The organism is Bacillus sp. V3B, from assembly GCF_024494465.1.
In the GTDB taxonomy this organism is placed as follows: domain Bacteria; phylum Bacillota; class Bacilli; order Bacillales; family Cytobacillaceae; genus Bacillus_BD.
The window spans coordinates 267615-285427 of the sequence record NZ_JAETXM010000001.1 but is presented as its reverse complement, the minus strand read 5'-3'; the positions used below and the strand labels follow the sequence as shown (position 1 = coordinate 285427).

Genomic DNA, 17813 nt, shown 5'->3' with positions numbered 1-17813 from the left:
TTATTTTAACCTAATATACATTACGTTTATAAAATGAAATAGTTTCATTTTTATTAAAATGTTGGTTTTATTAAAAGATCAAGCTTACCTACACAAAAGGCAATTTTCTAAGCGATCATCATTAACACGGTAAAAATGTTAAAAAGACTGCAGTTCCCTGCAGTCTTTTATACTGGTTAATCAAATTTTTTTTATGAAAGGTGTTGTTGTACAAGTTTATTTACAAGCGATCCATCTGCTTTTCCTTTAACCTTTGGCATAATTACTGCCATCACTTTACCCATTTCTGCTTTTGATGAAGCACCTGTTTCTGAAATAGCTTGTTTAACAATTTCAGTCACTTCTTTTTCAGAAAGCTGCTTAGGCATATATAACTCTACGTACTGTAATTCAGTACGAATTTTTTCAACAAGATCTTGTCGACCTGCTTTATCAAATTCGTGGAGGGAGTCCTTGCGCTGTTTGACTTCACGTGAAAGGACAGTTAATTCGTCTTCTTCAGATAACGCTTTGCCAGACTTGATTGCTTCATTTTGAATCGAAGACTTAATCATTCGAATGACAGTAAGCTTATCTTTTTCTTTGTTTTTCATAGCTTGCTTTATATCAGAATTTAAACGTTCGAGAAGACTCATGAATTACACCCTCTCTTAGAACTTACGTTTTCTTGCAGCTTCAGACTTCTTCTTACGTTTTACGCTAGGTTTTTCATAGAATTCGCGCTTTCTAGCTTCTTGTATAGTACCTGATTTAGAAACAGTACGTTTGAAGCGTCGAAGAGCATCTTCAAGCGATTCGTTTTTACGAACGACAGTTTTAGACATTCTCTTTCCCTCCCTCCGAGCACAACACACTTACATCAAACACATGGAATATCATGTACTTTGCAATTATAATATAATAGAGAAACAAGGTCAACTGAAATTCGACCTGCTTCTATGTGTTTTTGACGAAAAGATACATTTTTATTCTATATTTCAATCTCGAGGTCACAAGCCAAGTTCAGAAAACTTATCCATTCTTATATTATAACTAAAACTACAGAACACATCTATTGAAAGAGCATTATTATCACTAAACAGCCTGATCACTTAGTTCACCGTCTTCTAACACTCGAACAAAATGACCCTCACTATAAGGATAACCAGATGTTTCTATTTTTACTTTTACAATTTTACCAATCATTTCTTCTGTCGCTGGAAAGACCACCTTCAAATAATTGTCTGTAAAACCAACAAATAAACCTTTATCTGAACCTTCTTTGTATCTTTCCTCTGGAATCACTTCAAGAACTTCTCCTTCAAACGTTGAAGCATATTCCTTTGCTAACTGATCAGACAAAGAGATTAGACGATGAACACGCTCATTTTTCACTTCTTCATCTACCTGATCATCCATTCTCGCAGCTGGAGTGCCTGTCCTTTTTGAATAAGGGAATACGTGAAGCTCAGAAAATTGATGATCTTTTACAAATTGATATGTTTCCATGAACTCTTCTTCTGTCTCTCCTGGGAAACCAACAATGACATCAGAAGTAACCGCCAAACCTGGAAGAGCCTCTTTCAATCGAGATAGTCTTTCTGCAAAGAACTCCATTGTATATTTTCTTCTCATTCTTTTCAAAACCGTGTTGGAGGCGGATTGAATCGGAATATGCAAATGTCTAACGATTACGTTTGATTGATCGATCACTTCAATTACTTCGTCAGTAATTTGGCTTGCTTCAATTGAAGAAATACGAAGTCTTTTTAGCCCTTTTACCTGTGCCTCCAAATCTTTTAGAAGCCTAGCAAAGTTGTAATCCTTCATATCTTCACCATATCCACCTGTATGAATTCCAGTCAAAACAATCTCTTTGTAGCCTGCATCCACAAGTTGTTGTGCTTGACGAATAACTTCTTTCGGGTCCCGAGAACGCATTAAACCTCTAGCCCATGGAATAATACAGAACGTACAAAAGTTATTACAACCCTCCTGAATTTTCAAGGAAGCTCGAGTTCGATCTGTAAAGGCAGGAACATCTAATTCTTCGTACACACGACTTTTCATAATATTTCCAACGGCATTAATTGGTTGACGTTCTTTTTTGTACTCTTCAATATAGGAAAGCATTTTCATTCGATCTTGAGTTCCGATAACAATATCTACCCCTGGAATTGCCATAATTTCTGCAGGAGAAGTTTGAGCATAACAACCTGTAACACAAACAACTGCATCCGGATTTTTTCTGATTGCTCGACGAATAACTTGGCGACTTTTTTTATCACCAGTATTCGTTACCGTACAAGTATTGATAATATAAACATCTGATCTCGATTCAAATTCAACGCGCTCATAGCCTTCTTGTTTGAAAATTTGCCAGATCGCTTCTGTTTCATAATGATTTACTTTACAACCTAGTGTATGGAATGCAACTGTTTGCATGAATACTTCACCTCAATAATTCTAAATGATAGGAAACAGCGGATAATAAATATAATGGGGCTGTTTCTGTCCGTAAAATTCTTGGCCCTAGTCCACAGGCTTGATAACCGTTTTTTGTCAGTATTTCTACTTCTTCAGAAGTTAAACCACCTTCAGGACCAAAAACGATCAAAAGAGATGAACCGGCTTTGAGTTGCTGCAAGTTTCTAGTGAGAACGGACGTTTCTCCCTCTTTAGCCTTTTCCTCAAAAGCGATCAATTTCACATCATATGGCTCTCCTGCTTTAATAAGGGCCTTCATATTTAAAGGGTGCATAACCTCTGGTACTAAACTTCGATGGGATTGTTCAGCAGCCTCTTTCGCAATTCTTGTCCAACGGTTTACTTTTTTATCTGCTTTTTTTTCATCCCACTTTACGACAGAACGAGCTGCAGTAAAAGGGATAAACTGTGCGGCTCCAAGTTCAGTACCCTTTTGAATAATCCACTCAAGCTTATCCCCTTTAGGCAATCCGCTCACAATGGTTACATGAACAGGTAGCTCGACAGACTCTTCTTTCCATTCTATAACATAAGCCTTAACGAAGTCAGTGGAAATTTCTGCAATCGAACATACAGCCGTTCTTTGTTCTTCACTAACACAAATAATTTGATCCTTTTCCTTCATCCTCATAACTTTAGCGATATGATGACAATCCTCGCCAGTGACTATAAAACAATCATTTTCTGTTGAATAGGAAGCAAAATATCGTTGCATCCCTGCACCGTCCTTATATAAAGTGAAAGCAACTTGTAAAACTGTGATAAACGAAAGACCTTAAGCAACTAGCCGCTGCAACTAACTATTATCGCAAAATAGATAAAAAGGGTGTGTAAAAAAACACAAACCCTTTTTTAAACTTATTTTCTTTTTGCAATAAAAGCGACCCAGTCTTCCATTTGCAATGTTTCTATTATCTCAAAACCAGCGGCTTCAATAGATTCCTTTACTTGCTCTTTTTTCGGTTGGATAATACCAGCTGTAATAAAGTATCCATCCGGCTTAACAAGTTTAGCCGCATCTTCGGTAAAACGTAAAATCACTTCTGCAAGAATATTTGCCACAATGACATCAGCGGTCTCACTAATGCCTTCAAGCAGATTATTTTGTGAAACATCTACAATATCATGTACCTTATTTAGCTTTAAATTTAACTTTGCAGACTGAACAGCCACTTCGTCTAAATCTAATGCTCTAACTTTCTCCGCACCTAACATTGCGGATGCAATACTCAATACTCCTGATCCTGTACCTACATCAATAACAGCATCACCTTTTTTTACGGTTCGCTCCAATGCTTGAATACTCATAACGGTAGTTGGATGAGTCCCAGTGCCAAATGCCATTCCAGGATCTAATTCAATAATAAGTTCATCACTGTTTACTGGTGTATACTCTTCCCAAGTCGGAACAATCGTAAAACGCTCAGAAATTTTTACCGGATGATAATATTTTTTCCAAGCAGTTGCCCACTCTTCTTCATGAACCTCAGAAAGAGATACACTGTTTTTTCCGATATCGATATTATATAGAATCAAATTATTTATAGCTTCTTTGATTTCATCGACCGTTTCACCTAAAAAGCTATTGATAGGCAAATAAGCCTTAACCATAACACCTTCTTCAGGGTAATCTTTTGGATCAAGTTGGTAGATTTCACCGAAACGATCTTCTCTTTCTCTTACAAGTTCAAATGGATCTTCAATCACAACCCCACTAGCACCTGCTTCATGTAAAATATTTGAAATTGGTTCGATTGCTTCAGTTGTCGTATGAATACTAATTTCTGACCATTTCAAAACTACCAACTCCATTCCTAATTATTCACCCTTAAAGGCTCTTTTTACTTTATCAAAAAATCCCTCTTCTTGATCATCCTTAAGAGCTGACCCACTAATTTCAGCAAATTCTTCTAGTAATTGCTTTTGTTTTTCTGTCAGCTTGGTTGGCGTAATCACTTTCACAATGATATGTTGATCACCTTGTCCACGACCTCTGACATTTGGAATTCCTTTTCCTCTTAAACGGAATTTTGTTCCTGTTTGTGTTCCTGAAGGCACTTTCAACTTTATTTTTCCATGTAGGGTTGGGACTTCAATTTCATCTCCAAGTGCAGCCTGTGCAAAGGTGATAGGCATTTCACAATAAACATCTTCACCATCGCGTTCAAAAAATTCATGTGAGCGGATATGAAACACTACATATAAATCTCCTGCTGGTCCCCCGTTAACACCTGGTTCACCTTGACCGCTCATGCGCAACTGCTGTCCATCATCAATACCAGCTGGGATTTTAACAGTAATTTTGCGTCGTTTCTTCACCTTACCTGCTCCACCACATGTAGCACATTTATGCTTAATTTCTTGACCAGTACCATTACAGTAAGTACATACACGTCTGTTGACGATTTTACCAAATGGAGTATTTTGTTCAATATTTAATTGACCACTTCCATTACAATGTGAACATGTCTCTGGCTTGGTTCCTTTTTTTGCACCAGATCCATTACAGGTTTCACATGTTTCCTCACGTGGTATTTCAATTTCTGTTTCTTTACCAAAAACAGCATCCTCGAATGCTAAAGCCATCGTATATTGTAAGTCCGCCCCTTGTCTTGGCGCATTTGGGTCACGATGTCTTCCGCCACCACCACCAAAGAAGGTGCTGAAAATATCCTCAAAACCACCGAAACCACCAAAATCACCGCCACCACCAAAACCTTGATTTGGATCAGTGTGCCCAAATTGATCATAGTGGGAGCGTTTTTGATCATCACTTAATACTTCATATGCTTCTTTTACTTCTTTAAATTTCTCATCAGCATCCGGCTCTTTATTTATATCCGGATGATATTTCTTTGAAAGTTTTCGATATGCTTTTTTTATTTCATCTTTTGAAGCACTATTACTTACGCCAAGTACCTCATAATAATCTCTTTTACTCATAATTGCCACTCCCCGATCATTTCACATAAAAATTATTGTAACATTTCTTTCATCCTTCTTGCAATAAATTCTATATTCCTATGTCTCTAAAAAATAAAAGCCAAAGCCAAGTTAGACCTGACTTTGACTTTTTTAACTGGTTTTGCTTAAGCAAAGCTTTTATTTATCTAGCTACAGCGCCTAGCCGCTCTTATTTCTAGCCAATCCATCATGAAGGTTAAAGAACAATCCTTCATGCCGACTCGTCTTAAGCTTGCGGCCCATAAGATGCGGATCATGCAGACGTTGCCACAGGATGTGGCGGTTTTAGTCTGCGTTCCTCATGGACAAGGCGCTTTCGCGAATTATACGGATGTACGAGTGTCGGCGTTGCAATAAGATTTTTCTTTGGGCTTTAGCCCTTAGAAAAATCAATCAGGCTCTGCATGACAGGACGTTTCGACCTTATCCGACCTTTTCTATTTATCGTCTTTTACTTCTTCGAAGTCTGCATCTACAACATTATCATCTTTTCCGCCAGCTTCACCCTCTGCTCCTCCAGCAGCTTGTGCTTGCTGTGCAGCTTCTTCATAAAGCTTAACAGATAGAGCTTGAACAATTTCTTGTAAAGCATCTTTCTTCGTGCGAATTTCATCAAGCTCATTTTTCTCAATTGCAGCTTTTAGTTCATCTTTCGCATCATTTGCTTTTTGAACTTCTGCTTCGTCTACTTTACCTTCAAGATCTTTCAATGTTTTTTCAGTTGTAAAGATAAGTTGGTCCGCTTCATTTCGAAGTTCTACTTCTTCTTTACGCTTTTGGTCTGCTTCAGCATTAAGTTCTGCTTCTTTCACCATTTTTTCAATCTCTTCATCAGACAAGCCTGTTGAAGATTTAATCGTAATGGTTTGTTCTTTATTCGTACCAAGGTCTTTTGCACGAACATTTACGATACCATTTTTATCAATATCAAACGATACTTCAACTTGTGGAATCCCTCTAGGTGCTGGAGGAATATCACTTAATTGGAAACGACCAAGCGTTTTGTTATCGTTAGCCATTGGACGTTCCCCTTGTAGCACGTGAATATCAACAGCTGTTTGATTATCAGCAGCCGTAGAGAAAACTTGTGATTTTGAAGTAGGGATTGTTGTATTACGCTCAATTAACTTCGTAAATACACCACCCATTGTTTCGATACCTAGTGAAAGCGGAGTTACGTCTAATAGAACAACATCTTTGACGTCACCTGTGATAACGCCACCTTGAATAGCTGCACCCATTGCTACTACTTCGTCAGGGTTTACGCCTTTATGTGGTTCTTTCCCAGTTGCTTTTTTAATCGCTTCTTGTACAGCTGGAATACGAGTAGATCCTCCAACAAGAATAACTTTGTCAATTTCTGAAGTGGACAATCCTGCATCACTTAATGCTTGACGAGTTGGACCCATTGTACGTTCCACAAGTTGTGAAGAAAGCTCTTCAAATTTCGCACGAGATAATGTTACTTCTAAGTGTAATGGACCTGCTTCTCCAGCAGTGATAAATGGTAAGGAAATTTGCGTACTTGTTACACCTGATAGATCTTTTTTCGCTTTTTCAGCTGCATCTTTCAAACGCTGAACAGCCATTTTATCTTTTGAAAGATCAATACCGTTCTCTTTCTTAAATTGATCTACTAAATAATCAATAATGACTTGGTCGAAGTCGTCACCACCAAGTTTATTGTCTCCTGCTGTTGCTTTTACTTCAAATACTCCATCACCAAGTTCAAGGATGGACACATCAAACGTACCGCCTCCAAGATCGTATACAAGGATCGTTTGATCTTCATCTGTTTTATCAAGACCATATGCAAGTGCTGCTGCTGTTGGTTCGTTGATAATACGTTCAACTTCAAGACCAGCAATTTTACCAGCATCTTTTGTTGCTTGGCGCTCAGCGTCATTGAAATAAGCAGGTACTGTAATAACTGCCTTTGTTACAGGTTCTCCAAGATAAGCTTCTGCTGAAGATTTTAGGTTTTGAAGAATAATAGCTGAAATTTCTTGCGGGCTGTATTCTTTCCCTTCTACTTCAACTTTATAACTTGTTCCCATATGACGTTTAACCGACATAATCGTATTAGGGTTAGTAACCGCTTGTCTTTTAGCCACTTCCCCCACTTGACGTTCTCCATTTTTAAATGAAACAACAGAAGGTGTTGTCCGGTTGCCTTCTGGATTTGCAATTACTTTTGGCTCCCCGCCTTCTAAAACAGAAACACAAGAGTTTGTTGTTCCTAAGTCAATACCAATGATTTTACTCATAGTTTTTTCCTCCCAAACAATATGTAATTATTGATTTACTTTGACCATCGCTGGACGAATGATTCGATCCTTTAACATATAGCCTTTTTGTAATTCTTCTACAACAATGTTAGAATCAAAATTTGAATCTTCTACTTGCATAATGGCTTGATGCAAATGAGGATCAAACTCTTTTCCAACTACTTCAAGCTGCTCTGCACCTTCCTTTTTCAAAGCATCTAGTAAGCTGCGATAAACCATTTCCATCCCCTCTAATAAGGATTTAGCCTGGTCATTGTCCGCTTCCATTTTTAATGCTCTTTCAAAATTATCGATTGCAGGCAATAATTCAGTAATTAAGCTTTGTGATTTATATTTTTCAGTCGCTTCAAGATCAAGTCTTGCACGGCGACGGGAATTTTCAAAGTCTGCTTGCATACGAAGAATTCGATTTTCTGCCTCTTCAAGCTTCGCTGCTAACTCTACATTTTGCTTTTTAACTTCTTCTAATTCAACCTGTAACTCTTGATTGCTGTTCTCTTCCTCTGTTGGAAGCTCTCCTTCAGCAAAAACAGCTTCAATTTCTTCTTCTTCTGCTTTTACGCCAGCAGTTTGTATAATTGATTCTTCTTCATTTAAATCTTTTTTTGTCATCCTTGTCACCTCCCTTAAATAAAATGCATAAGCACATAAATATTAAAGTTTTATATGAAAACATATTGAAAGGGATGGAAAGGCAACTTCCACCCTTATCAATATTTCCACGTCTATTCCATTTGATACAGTTTTGTTAAGACCGTTGTTAAATCCTTCGACAAAAAATCCATTAAACTAATGACTCGAGAATATTCCATTCTTGTTGGTCCAAGAATAGCAATGGAACCTAATTGCTCCTTTCCAATCGAGTAAGATGCAGTAATGAAGCTACAATCATCCATCACAGAATTATTATTTTCTCGACCGATCTTCACATGAATGCCACTCGGATTCTTCCGAATAATATCATAAAAACCATCCTCTTGCTCAATTAACTGAAGCAAATTACGTACTTTATCGATATCATGAAACTCCGGTTGGCTAAGCATATTGGTTTTTCCACCGAAGAATAACTTTTCATTATGCGATACCTTTAGGGAATCAGCCATTAGATTCAACATAAGATCATAGTTTTGAATATGCTGACGAAGAAGGACGGCCACTTCCTTGAGCATTTTATCATGCAAATGGTCAAGTGGAACCCCTGCGAGGCGATCATTTAAAATATTGACAAGCTTCTCAATTTCACCTGTATTTATGGATTCTGGCAAATAAAACATCTTATTTTCCACATGACCCGTATCCGTTATAATAATCGCCACTGCTGTCTCTTTATTTAATGGAACAATTTGAATTTTACGTAGCTTATTTTCCCTTCCCTCAGGTCCGAGAACAATAGCTGTATAATTCGTGAGCTCAGATAAAATCATGGCCGACTTTTGGACAATTTTTTCCATCTCATAGATTCGTTCAGCAAAAATCGACTTAATTGTGTGAATCTCATGATGATCTAACTTCTGCGGTGAAAGCAAATGATCAACGTAATATCGATAACCCTTCTCTGATGGGATTCTACCAGAAGAAGTGTGGGTCTTTTCGATAAATCCTAGTTCTTCTAAATCTGCCATTTCATTTCGAATTGTGGCGGAACTGAACGATATCTCATCCTTTTTAGCTAAGCTCCGAGAACCAACCGGCTGGGCAAATTGGATGAAATCATCAACGATCACCTGCAGAATAAGCAATTGACGATCGGTTAACATGTTCATCACCTCTGTTAGCACTCATTACTCCCGAGTGCTAATTCTAATATAAAAATATCAAATATGAGGGTAGGCTGTCAATAAAAATGCGAATTCTAAACCAATCCAAATTATTTTTTCTGTTATAAAGGCTTTGTTAAACAATTGCATTGCTGATTTAAAAGTATTTTTCCACAATCATCATGAACACAACCGTTATAACAGAAATGCTTGAAATGCTTCGTTCCCTAGGAAGCGACCATGCTGTGTTAAAGAAATGTATTTATCACTCACATCAATTAATTTTTTTTCCTTTAGTTGCTCAATCTGACTTTCAAAGATAACAAGCGGACTTTCACCAAATTTTTGTAAGAAATGATTGATTGAAACACCTTTTATTTTTCGTAACCCAAGAAACATTTCTTCTTCCCACATTTCTTTACTTGTTAAAAAATTCTCATCCATTATAGGTAATTGACGATTTTTAATTGGAGTCATATATTTTTTTAACGGACCATAATTTGACCGTCTCACTCCATTTAGATAACTATGAGCACCTGCTCCAAAACCATAATAATAATCATTATTCCAATACGTTAAATTATGACGACTTTCATAACCCTTTTTAGAAAAATTACTGATTTCATATTGCTGATATCCATGCTTATTCATTTGGTCCATTAGCATTTCATACATCGCAGCTTCGTCATCTTCATCAGGAAGTTGTAACCTTCCTTTATTCAACAATTGATAAAAAATGGTTTTCGGTTCGATAATAAGCGAGTACCCTGAAAAATGGGTCGTTTCCAATGAGAAAGAAGTTTCTAACGTTTGTTTAAAATCCTCTAGAGTTTGACCAGGTAAGCTATAAATTAAATCTAGACTAATATTATGAAAACCAATCCTTTTTGCAGCATCAACTGAACGGAATACATCTTCCGCCTTATGGGTTCTACCAATTTTTTTTAGAAGTTCATCGTTAAAGGACTGAACACCAAAACTAAGTCGATTTACACCTGAATCATAAAGAACCCTTAGCTTGTCCGTCGATAGATCACCGGGATTTGCTTCAAACGTAAACTCTACTCTTTCATTGAAAGGTAAATGCCCCCGAATGATCTGACAAAGTTTTTCAAGTTGCGTTACATTCAATGCTGTAGGCGTTCCTCCTCCAACAAAAATAGAATGCAATTCTTTTGTTGGTGTCTCTGCTAGCGTGAGTTTTATTTCCTCTTCAAGTGCTGTTAAATACTCATCTACAGGCTGTCCTTTTAAAAAAATTTTATTAAAATCGCAATAATGGCAGATATGCTCACAAAAAGGAATATGAATATAGGCGGCTTGTACCACATTTAACTCCCCTTGTCATATGAAAAAGAGGTTTAACTGCTTCAATGGTGAAGAACAGCTAACCTCTTTTTCAGTATAGTGCTGTTAATTTTTACGGACCTACATTATTTCTTAGAATTGTTGCTGTCGTCCATTTTTAGTACTGCCATAAAGGCTTCTTGTGGCACTTCAACAGATCCAACCTGCTTCATGCGCTTTTTCCCTTCTTTTTGCTTTTCCAAAAGCTTACGTTTCCGGGAAATATCTCCACCATAACATTTAGCAAGTACATTTTTACCAATTGACTTTATCGTTGTTCTTGCAATGATTTTCTGTCCGATTGCCGCTTGGACTGGCACTTCAAACTGCTGGCGTGGGATTAAGTCCTTCAGCTTCTCAACAATCACCTTACCACGCTCATAAGCAAAATCTCTATGTACGATAAAGCTTAATGCGTCGACCTTTTCACCATTTAATAGAATATCCATTTTTACAAGCTGAGATGTCTTGTATCCAATTAATTCATAGTCAAAAGAAGCATAGCCTTTTGTACTCGATTTTAAGTGATCAAAGAAATCATAAACAATTTCAGAAAGAGGGATTTCATAAATGATACTTACACGAGATTCATCCATGTACTCCATATTCATAAAATTCCCACGCTTACTTTGACAAAGTTCCATAATCGTACCTACATAATCGTTTGGTGCCATCATGGTTGCTTTTACATATGGCTCTTCAACTCTTTCAATTTTTTGCGGATCTGGCATCTCTGAAGGGTTATCTACCTTTACCTCGGTACCATCCGTCATAATTACATCATAAATAACACTTGGAGCAGTTGTGATTAAATCAATTTTAAATTCACGTTCGATCCGTTCTTGAATAATTTCCATATGTAGAAGTCCAAGAAATCCACAACGAAAACCAAAGCCAAGTGCTTGGGACGTTTCCGGTTCGAATTGAAGAGCGGAATCATTTAACTGAAGCCTTTCAAGTGCTTCGCGTAGATCATTAAAACGAGCATTGTCAATTGGATATAAACCACAATACACCATTGGGTTTAATTTTCTATATCCTGGTAATGACTCGGTTGCTCCATTTTTCGCATAGGTAATCGTATCCCCAACTTGGGTATCTCCTACGTGCTTAATTGCAGCTGCCAAATATCCAACATCACCGACTGTTAATTCATCAACAGCACATGCTCTTGGGTTATAAACACCCACCTCTGTTACTTCAAACTCTTTGCCCGTTGCCATCATCCTAATTTTATCGCCAACTTTTATGGTACCGTCAACTACTCGAATGTAGACGACAACACCGCGATACGCATCGTACAAGGAATCAAAAATAAGTGCCTTTAGAGGGGCTTCTGGGTCCCCATTGGGTGCAGGTACTTTTTCTACTATTTGTTCAAGGATTTCTTCAATGCCAATACCCGCTTTTGCAGATGCAAGAACAGCTTCTGAAGCATCTAACCCAATTACGTCCTCAACTTCCTGTCTAACACGCTCAGGATCTGCACTCGGTAAATCAATTTTGTTAATGACCGGAACAATTTCTAAATCATTGTCTAAGGCTAAATATACATTTGCTAATGTTTGAGCCTCAATCCCTTGTGCAGCGTCCACAACAAGGATAGCTCCTTCACATGCAGCCAGACTACGAGATACTTCATACGTAAAATCCACATGTCCTGGAGTATCAATTAAATGGAAAGTATAAGTTTCTCCATCCTTTGCTGTATATTTTAACTGGACGGAATTTAATTTAATCGTAATGCCTCTTTCTCTTTCCAGATCCATTGAATCCAGGAGCTGGTCCTTCATTTCACGTTTTGTTAATGCATTCGTTTTTTCTAAAATCCGATCTGCTAATGTCGATTTTCCATGGTCGATATGAGCGATGATGGAAAAATTACGAATTTTTTCTTGCCTATTTAGTCTAGCTTCTCTGTTCATATCGTTCACTCCTACTAAACTTACACTTTTACACTATTTTTGATTATAACAGCAGGATAATGAAGATTCAATCATGGACTTGCACAGGATGTTGTAACATCGACGTTCGATACAGGAAAAGGAATTCTACAGTAGCATAAACATTCTCGAAAAAAACTACACTTTTTTCGAGAATGTAGCAGTTTTTAGTTGATATTCCTCTACATAAAGGATTTTATTCACCTGTAACAATACCGCTTATGAGTTCAATGGTTTTTTCGGTGATGGTCGATATACCCTCTGCTAGTTTTTTTCCTAGAGAAGAGAAAAAGTTAAAAGTTTTGAGTTCCTCTAACTCTTCTTTTTTCTTTTCTAGCTCATGGCTTGAAATATCATTTCCAAGTATGGATGCCTCCAATTGACCTTCCCCACTTTCTTGCAGGGAAAGTGCCCCTTTAAATTGATCATTTGGGTATCCCTGCATATTGTGTATCCCAAGGGTGGCTTGTTGCATTCCAAACAAGACAGAGACAAACATAATGGCTGCAATCAACATGGATTTTAGCATAAACATCTTCATAACCAGTCACTCACTTTCTACCCTTCATTTGCAGGATCTGTTGCAGGTTGATCCACTTTTTCTGCTTGCCAGTGATATTCACTAATAACATCCGCTAAAGCTTCTGCTGAATGATTTAATTCCTCAAATGTATTGTCTACACCGCCGAATTCAACAAGAATGGCATTTTCTGATAAATCTTGATTGTATTTTCCGTTTGTTCCTGCACCTTGCTTCGTAAAAGTCCCTCTACTTAAACCAGTATATTTTTGTTCAAGCATTTCATGTAACTCATTAGCAAACGCTAGATTTTTTTCATAATTCGCATGTTCTCCACCAACAACAAAGGCTATTTTCGCGTAGGACTTGTCATTAATTACTTTTGTTGTATCTTTCTTTCTTCTCGAATCACGGTGAACATCAATTAAATACGTAAGATCGCGATTACCTGTAACCGCTGCTTCTACGACTCCTCTTGATTCCTGATAAGATTGTGAATATGTTAACCCTTTATTCGTTAAATTTTCCTGAACATCTGTTTTATCAACAACTGTACCCATGCCACGCTTTTCAAACTCCTCTTTAAGCTTATCCCCTATTCTTGTAACATTTAATTTGGAATGATGGGCATGATTTGGATTTGTTACACCTTTTAAGTATGGGAGAAATGACTCACGGTTATGAGTAAAGTACACATAAACTACTTTTCGATCTCCAGTTGTGTTCGGCGGTACTTCTGTTTCATCACTATGTGTCTGGTCATTTAAACCTTCCGTATTCTGCAAAGCCGCTTCCTTCTCTGCCTGTAAAATTTCAAGCGGAGGAGCTGATTCAATTGGCATGTTCGTATAATTTGTCCCTTCTCCTGCTACTAGGATTTCCGTATCAAATAATGAAAAAGCAGGAAGCTCTCTCCCTAGTAAACTTCGCGGGTCGTCTAAGTTGATATTTGTTGAGAGCTTGAATAAATATTGAGTAAGCTCAGGGGTAGGAGTAGAGTCTGGCAATCCTTGCAAAAAGTAATGATTTTCCCAACCGATTAAATGATAGAGCATCTCACCCGTTATATTCGTTGTAGCAGAATGGACAGAAGATGAAGACGGCCTATATTCTGGTTTTAAAGCAGTTAACAAGCCACTTATTGAAAAAACCAATAGAAGAAAAGAAGCAAATCCCACTAGTATTTTCACTAAATTAGTCCCTTTAATTGTTACCATTATCCCGTCTGTTTTAACAGATTTCATGACCCCACCTCTTCTTAGCAAGTCTACTAAATCCTATGTAGATGCTAGAAAAGATAGAACTTAAAAGAAAAGCGCAAGCACCTTGGTCACCCCCGACCAGCTTAAGACAAATTGGCAGAAAGGTTGTTCTTTAACCTTCCTGCCAGCTTGGCTTAATACCTCGAGGAAGTAGATGCTAGAGATAGACAAAAAGAAAAGCAGAAGTTCCTTTATCAACATATCTATATAAGTTAGGAAAACCTTTTCTACCTCGTGTAGAATCCTGCATTTTCTTGATCTATTGATTCGTGAAGACTAGCATTTAATCCATTGGCCAACAAATTAGCCATGTCTTCAATAAACACATCTACCTCTTTTGGCGTAACCATTAAATTATGACCTAGCGGTGCTAATACTTCATAAATTAATTTCCGTTTTTCTTCATCTGGCAAAGTACCAATCATTCCTAAAAACGTTTTTCGATGCTGCTCTTCAGGTAAATCTTCTTCAGTGAGCTTCTTTCGTTTTCCAAATGTCATCCCAGCTGGCGCTAGGGAACGTGACGGTCGGCCTCCTTCACGAAGCTCTTTTCCAAAATGTTTGAGAATAAAATCAATCGTATCACTAGTAATGGAAACAGCATCAACAACGGTAGGTACACCTATAGCAATAACTGGAATCCCTAGTGTTTCTTGACTTAACTCCTTACGTTTGTTCCCAACTCCTGAGCCAGGATGAATTCCAGTGTCCGATATTTGAATGGTAGAGTTAACTCTTTCAATAGACCTTGCAGCTAATGCATCAATCGCAATAACAAAATCAGGCTTCGTTTTTTCAACGACCCCAAATATAATATCGCTCGTCTCAATCCCGGTCAGTCCCATCACGCCTGGTGAAAGTGCGCTTACGGGACGAAATCCTTCATCAACACTCTCAGGTTGAAGTTCGTATAGATGTCTTGTGACTAATAAATTTTCACAAACCTGTGGTCCTAATGCGTCAGGTGTGACATTCCAGTTCCCTAATCCAACTACTAAACAGGAAGCATCTTGCTTGATTCCATTTTGTTTCAAAAAATGGGAAAATTCTGTTGCAAATATTTTTTCTACCTTTTGCTGCAATTCTGTGTCACTTTGTCTAATTCCAACTACTTCAATTGTTAAATACTTCCCTTGTTTTTTCCCAATGGCTTCCTGACCTTCCTTCGTGACCTCAACAAAGGAAATTTTAATATCGTCTTCTTCTTTTTCTTTGATGATCACACCTTCTATGTGAGAAAGATTTTCCTGTTCATTCATATTTTTACTTTTTTCATCCATTGCCATCTCCCTAGCCTCGATAGCAAGATCCGTCCGAACGGAATATTGACTCAAATCAATAGAGTTTTTCAAAATAATCCCCCTTAAAAAATTAAACTGCATATAATTATTCATTATTTTTGCCGTAAAACCTGGAAATCATTCAAAATCAGTGTTTAAATTCCATTTCAAAATCATAACGGAGTATTGCAATATTCGTGGGTATTTGATAAAATATCCTTTGTTGTAATTAACATAGGTTAATGAATGTAAAGTCGAGTTCATATAATCTCGATGCTCTTCTAGGAGGTGAACCGAATGCCAAATATTAAATCTGCAATCAAGCGTGTAAAAACAAACGAAAAGAAAAACGCTCAAAACACTATGATTAAATCTGATATGCGTACTTCTGTGAAAAAAGTAGAAGCTGCTATTGCGACTAACGAAGCAAATACTGCTGCAAACACTTTTACAGTAGCTACACGTAAATTAGACAAAGCTGCTGCTAAAGGTCTTATCCATAAAAATGCCGCTGCTCGAAAAAAATCTCGCTTAGCGAAAAAAATAAATTCTTTAAATGCATAAATGATCTAAAAAAGGCTGCCACAAATGTGACAGCCTTTTTATTATTGATTTAATTTTAATAAAAACAACTCAATGATTAACTCTTTATTCATTGCCCCTGTCTTCATATTATAATCTGCATCTGCTAGCTGCTTTATAATATAAGTTAATTCTTTATCACCAAACTTCTGTGCTTGTCCCGCTGCTAACTTCACACGAAAGGGATGTATTTTCAAATGACTGGCTATTTGTTTTTGGCCATAACCACGTTTTGCCAATTCTTTCACTTGATAAAGAAGGCGAAATTGACCTGTAATAACAGCTAAAATTTTAATAGGTTCTTCATTTAGTTTTAATAGATCATAATAAATACGCAGTGCTTCTTCTATTTTACGAGTAACGATCTTATCAACAAGTGTGAAAATATTTTGCTCTAGTGAACGCGAAACAAGACTTTCTACCGTTTTCACATCGATCGTTAATCCTTTTCCAATATACAGAGCAAGCTTATCTACTTCACTCGTTAACATAAATAAATTTGTCCCTACCAATGTTAGCATTTGTTCAATTGCCGCAGGCTCAATCGTAACTCCATTATAATCAGCTCTCGTACGAATCCAATTTTTGAGTTCCTGCTCGGTTAATTTCTTCGCCTCAAACGTATCCGTATTCTTCTTTAATTCCTTTGTCAATTTCTTTCGTTCATCTAGTTTTTCGTATGGAGCCACAAGTACAACAACCGAATAAGGTGCAGGCTCTTTTATGTACGCTTCCAACCTAGCTAGATTATGCTCTACTTTATCCTTTGTTTTCTCTGCCGTTAAAAAAGAAGCATTGTGTAAAAAAAGTAATTTTCTTTCACCGATAAATGGAAAGGTTTCAGCATCTTCGAGAGCCATTTCTACTGGGGTTTCATTAAGATCAAAACTTGATAAATTAAACTCAATTTCATCCTCTTTCAGTATTTGTTGAATAAGTAATTGCTTTGTTTCGTTAATCAAGAAGGACTCTTTTCCAAATAATAAATACATGGAAGAAATCTCGTTTCTTTTTACTTTTTTCCATAACTCAAAAATCATGATTCCTCGCTCCGTTCAAATCCATCTAGTTTTATCTTTAATCGTAAAGAAGCTGAGGAGGTTTGACAAGTATTACAAAGGAATTGGTACAATCGCTTTTAGTACCAATTCCCAATCTATAATGAACGCCAACCATTTAAGCCCCGGGTAACATAAATGGCGACGGATATACTGTTATCATTATGTTAGCCTGAAAAATATCATATATGAATGACAACTGTTGGTAGCAAGAAAAGCGTAAGGAACCCGCTTATCGCCTTATAACCTCGAGCCGATGGCTTCCTGAACTGAACCGTTATCTTAGTTCAGAAAAATGATACATTCTTATATAGAAAACAAAGCCTTTTACAGAAAAGTGGATTTT

16 protein-coding genes are annotated in these 17813 nt (G+C 37.2%); 1 reads left to right on the top strand and 15 read right to left on the bottom strand.

Annotated elements, in window-relative coordinates:
- Nucleotides 1-191: 191 nt before the first annotated feature.
- From JMM81_RS01395 to gpr, 14 genes are all read right to left on the bottom strand, one after another.
- Nucleotides 192-635, bottom strand: coding sequence for a GatB/YqeY domain-containing protein (locus tag JMM81_RS01395; RefSeq protein ID WP_256239717.1), 444 nt, complete (start codon nt 633-635; stop codon nt 192-194).
- A gap of 15 nt (nt 636-650) precedes the next feature.
- Nucleotides 651-824 (bottom strand): 30S ribosomal protein S21, encoded by a 174-nt coding sequence (rpsU, locus tag JMM81_RS01390; RefSeq protein ID WP_015595024.1) that lies wholly within the window; start codon nt 822-824, stop codon nt 651-653.
- Between the two features lie 250 nt (nt 825-1074).
- Nucleotides 1075-2424, bottom strand: coding sequence for a tRNA (N(6)-L-threonylcarbamoyladenosine(37)-C(2))-methylthiotransferase MtaB (mtaB, locus tag JMM81_RS01385; RefSeq protein WP_256239716.1), 1350 nt, complete (start codon nt 2422-2424; stop codon nt 1075-1077).
- 7 nt (nt 2425-2431) lie between these two features.
- A complete protein-coding gene (locus JMM81_RS01380; RefSeq protein ID WP_256239715.1) occupies nt 2432-3181 on the bottom strand; it encodes a 16S rRNA (uracil(1498)-N(3))-methyltransferase in 750 nt (249 codons plus the stop codon).
- Between the two features lie 143 nt (nt 3182-3324).
- A complete protein-coding gene (gene prmA, locus JMM81_RS01375; RefSeq protein ID WP_256240288.1) occupies nt 3325-4263 on the bottom strand; it encodes a 50S ribosomal protein L11 methyltransferase in 939 nt (312 codons plus the stop codon).
- A gap of 21 nt (nt 4264-4284) precedes the next feature.
- The gene (gene dnaJ, locus JMM81_RS01370; RefSeq protein ID WP_256239714.1) at nt 4285-5409 is read right to left on the bottom strand and encodes a molecular chaperone DnaJ; all 1125 of its coding nucleotides are present in this window, start codon (nt 5407-5409) and stop codon (nt 4285-4287) included.
- A 458-nt stretch (nt 5410-5867) separates the two neighbouring features.
- Nucleotides 5868-7697, bottom strand: a complete 1830-nt coding sequence (gene dnaK, locus JMM81_RS01365) for a molecular chaperone DnaK (RefSeq protein WP_256239713.1) — start codon at nt 7695-7697, stop codon at nt 5868-5870.
- A 27-nt stretch (nt 7698-7724) separates the two neighbouring features.
- Entirely contained in the window at nt 7725-8330 is a 606-nt protein-coding gene (grpE, locus tag JMM81_RS01360) for a nucleotide exchange factor GrpE (protein WP_256239712.1), read from the bottom strand.
- 113 nt (nt 8331-8443) lie between these two features.
- Entirely contained in the window at nt 8444-9475 is a 1032-nt protein-coding gene (gene hrcA / locus JMM81_RS01355; RefSeq protein ID WP_256240287.1) for a heat-inducible transcriptional repressor HrcA, read from the bottom strand.
- Between the two features lie 195 nt (nt 9476-9670).
- Nucleotides 9671-10804, bottom strand: a complete 1134-nt coding sequence (hemW, locus tag JMM81_RS01350; protein WP_256239711.1) for a radical SAM family heme chaperone HemW — start codon at nt 10802-10804, stop codon at nt 9671-9673.
- A 104-nt stretch (nt 10805-10908) separates the two neighbouring features.
- Entirely contained in the window at nt 10909-12747 is a 1839-nt protein-coding gene (lepA, locus tag JMM81_RS01345) for a translation elongation factor 4 (RefSeq protein ID WP_256239710.1), read from the bottom strand.
- Nucleotides 12748-12961: 214 nt separating this feature from the next.
- Complete coding sequence (locus tag JMM81_RS01340; RefSeq protein WP_256239709.1) at nt 12962-13306, bottom strand: DUF3679 domain-containing protein; 345 nt, start codon at nt 13304-13306, stop codon at nt 12962-12964.
- 17 nt (nt 13307-13323) lie between these two features.
- Nucleotides 13324-14529: a stage II sporulation protein P gene (spoIIP, locus tag JMM81_RS01335; RefSeq protein ID WP_256239708.1), complete on the bottom strand. Its 1206-nt coding sequence runs from the start codon at nt 14527-14529 to the stop codon at nt 13324-13326.
- 245 nt (nt 14530-14774) lie between these two features.
- Nucleotides 14775-15899, bottom strand: coding sequence for a GPR endopeptidase (gene gpr, locus JMM81_RS01330; protein WP_256239707.1), 1125 nt, complete (start codon nt 15897-15899; stop codon nt 14775-14777).
- A 225-nt stretch (nt 15900-16124) separates the two neighbouring features.
- Between gpr and rpsT the strand changes: the two genes are divergently transcribed.
- Entirely contained in the window at nt 16125-16391 is a 267-nt protein-coding gene (rpsT, locus tag JMM81_RS01325) for a 30S ribosomal protein S20 (protein WP_256239706.1), read from the top strand.
- A 41-nt stretch (nt 16392-16432) separates the two neighbouring features.
- On the opposite strand, the gene holA is transcribed toward rpsT, so the two are convergent.
- The gene (gene holA / locus JMM81_RS01320; protein WP_256239705.1) at nt 16433-17449 is read right to left on the bottom strand and encodes a DNA polymerase III subunit delta; all 1017 of its coding nucleotides are present in this window, start codon (nt 17447-17449) and stop codon (nt 16433-16435) included.
- Nucleotides 17450-17813: the final 364 nt, after the last annotated feature.

What these genes read in the sequence shown, in the direction of transcription:
- JMM81_RS01340 (WP_256239709.1), bottom strand. Translation starts at nt 13,306, where the DNA reads ATGAAGATGTTTATGCTAAAATCCATGTTGATTGCAGCCATTATGTTT.
- rpsU (WP_015595024.1), bottom strand. Translation starts at nt 824, where the DNA reads ATGTCTAAAACTGTCGTTCGTAAAAACGAATCGCTTGAAGATGCTCTT.
- JMM81_RS01395 (WP_256239717.1), bottom strand. Translation starts at nt 635, where the DNA reads ATGAGTCTTCTCGAACGTTTAAATTCTGATATAAAGCAAGCTATGAAA.
- lepA (WP_256239710.1), bottom strand. Translation starts at nt 12,747, where the DNA reads ATGAACAGAGAAGCTAGACTAAATAGGCAAGAAAAAATTCGTAATTTT.
- grpE (WP_256239712.1), bottom strand. Translation starts at nt 8,330, where the DNA reads ATGACAAAAAAAGATTTAAATGAAGAAGAATCAATTATACAAACTGCT.
- spoIIP (WP_256239708.1), bottom strand. Translation starts at nt 14,529, where the DNA reads ATGAAATCTGTTAAAACAGACGGGATAATGGTAACAATTAAAGGGACT.
- holA (WP_256239705.1), bottom strand. Translation starts at nt 17,449, where the DNA reads ATGATTTTTGAGTTATGGAAAAAAGTAAAAAGAAACGAGATTTCTTCC.
- dnaK (WP_256239713.1), bottom strand. Translation starts at nt 7,697, where the DNA reads ATGAGTAAAATCATTGGTATTGACTTAGGAACAACAAACTCTTGTGTT.
- mtaB (WP_256239716.1), bottom strand. Translation starts at nt 2,424, where the DNA reads ATGCAAACAGTTGCATTCCATACACTAGGTTGTAAAGTAAATCATTAT.
- dnaJ (WP_256239714.1), bottom strand. Translation starts at nt 5,409, where the DNA reads ATGAGTAAAAGAGATTATTATGAGGTACTTGGCGTAAGTAATAGTGCT.
- JMM81_RS01380 (WP_256239715.1), bottom strand. Translation starts at nt 3,181, where the DNA reads ATGCAACGATATTTTGCTTCCTATTCAACAGAAAATGATTGTTTTATA.
- hrcA (WP_256240287.1), bottom strand. Translation starts at nt 9,475, where the DNA reads ATGTTAACCGATCGTCAATTGCTTATTCTGCAGGTGATCGTTGATGAT.
- rpsT (WP_256239706.1), top strand. Translation starts at nt 16,125, where the DNA reads ATGCCAAATATTAAATCTGCAATCAAGCGTGTAAAAACAAACGAAAAG.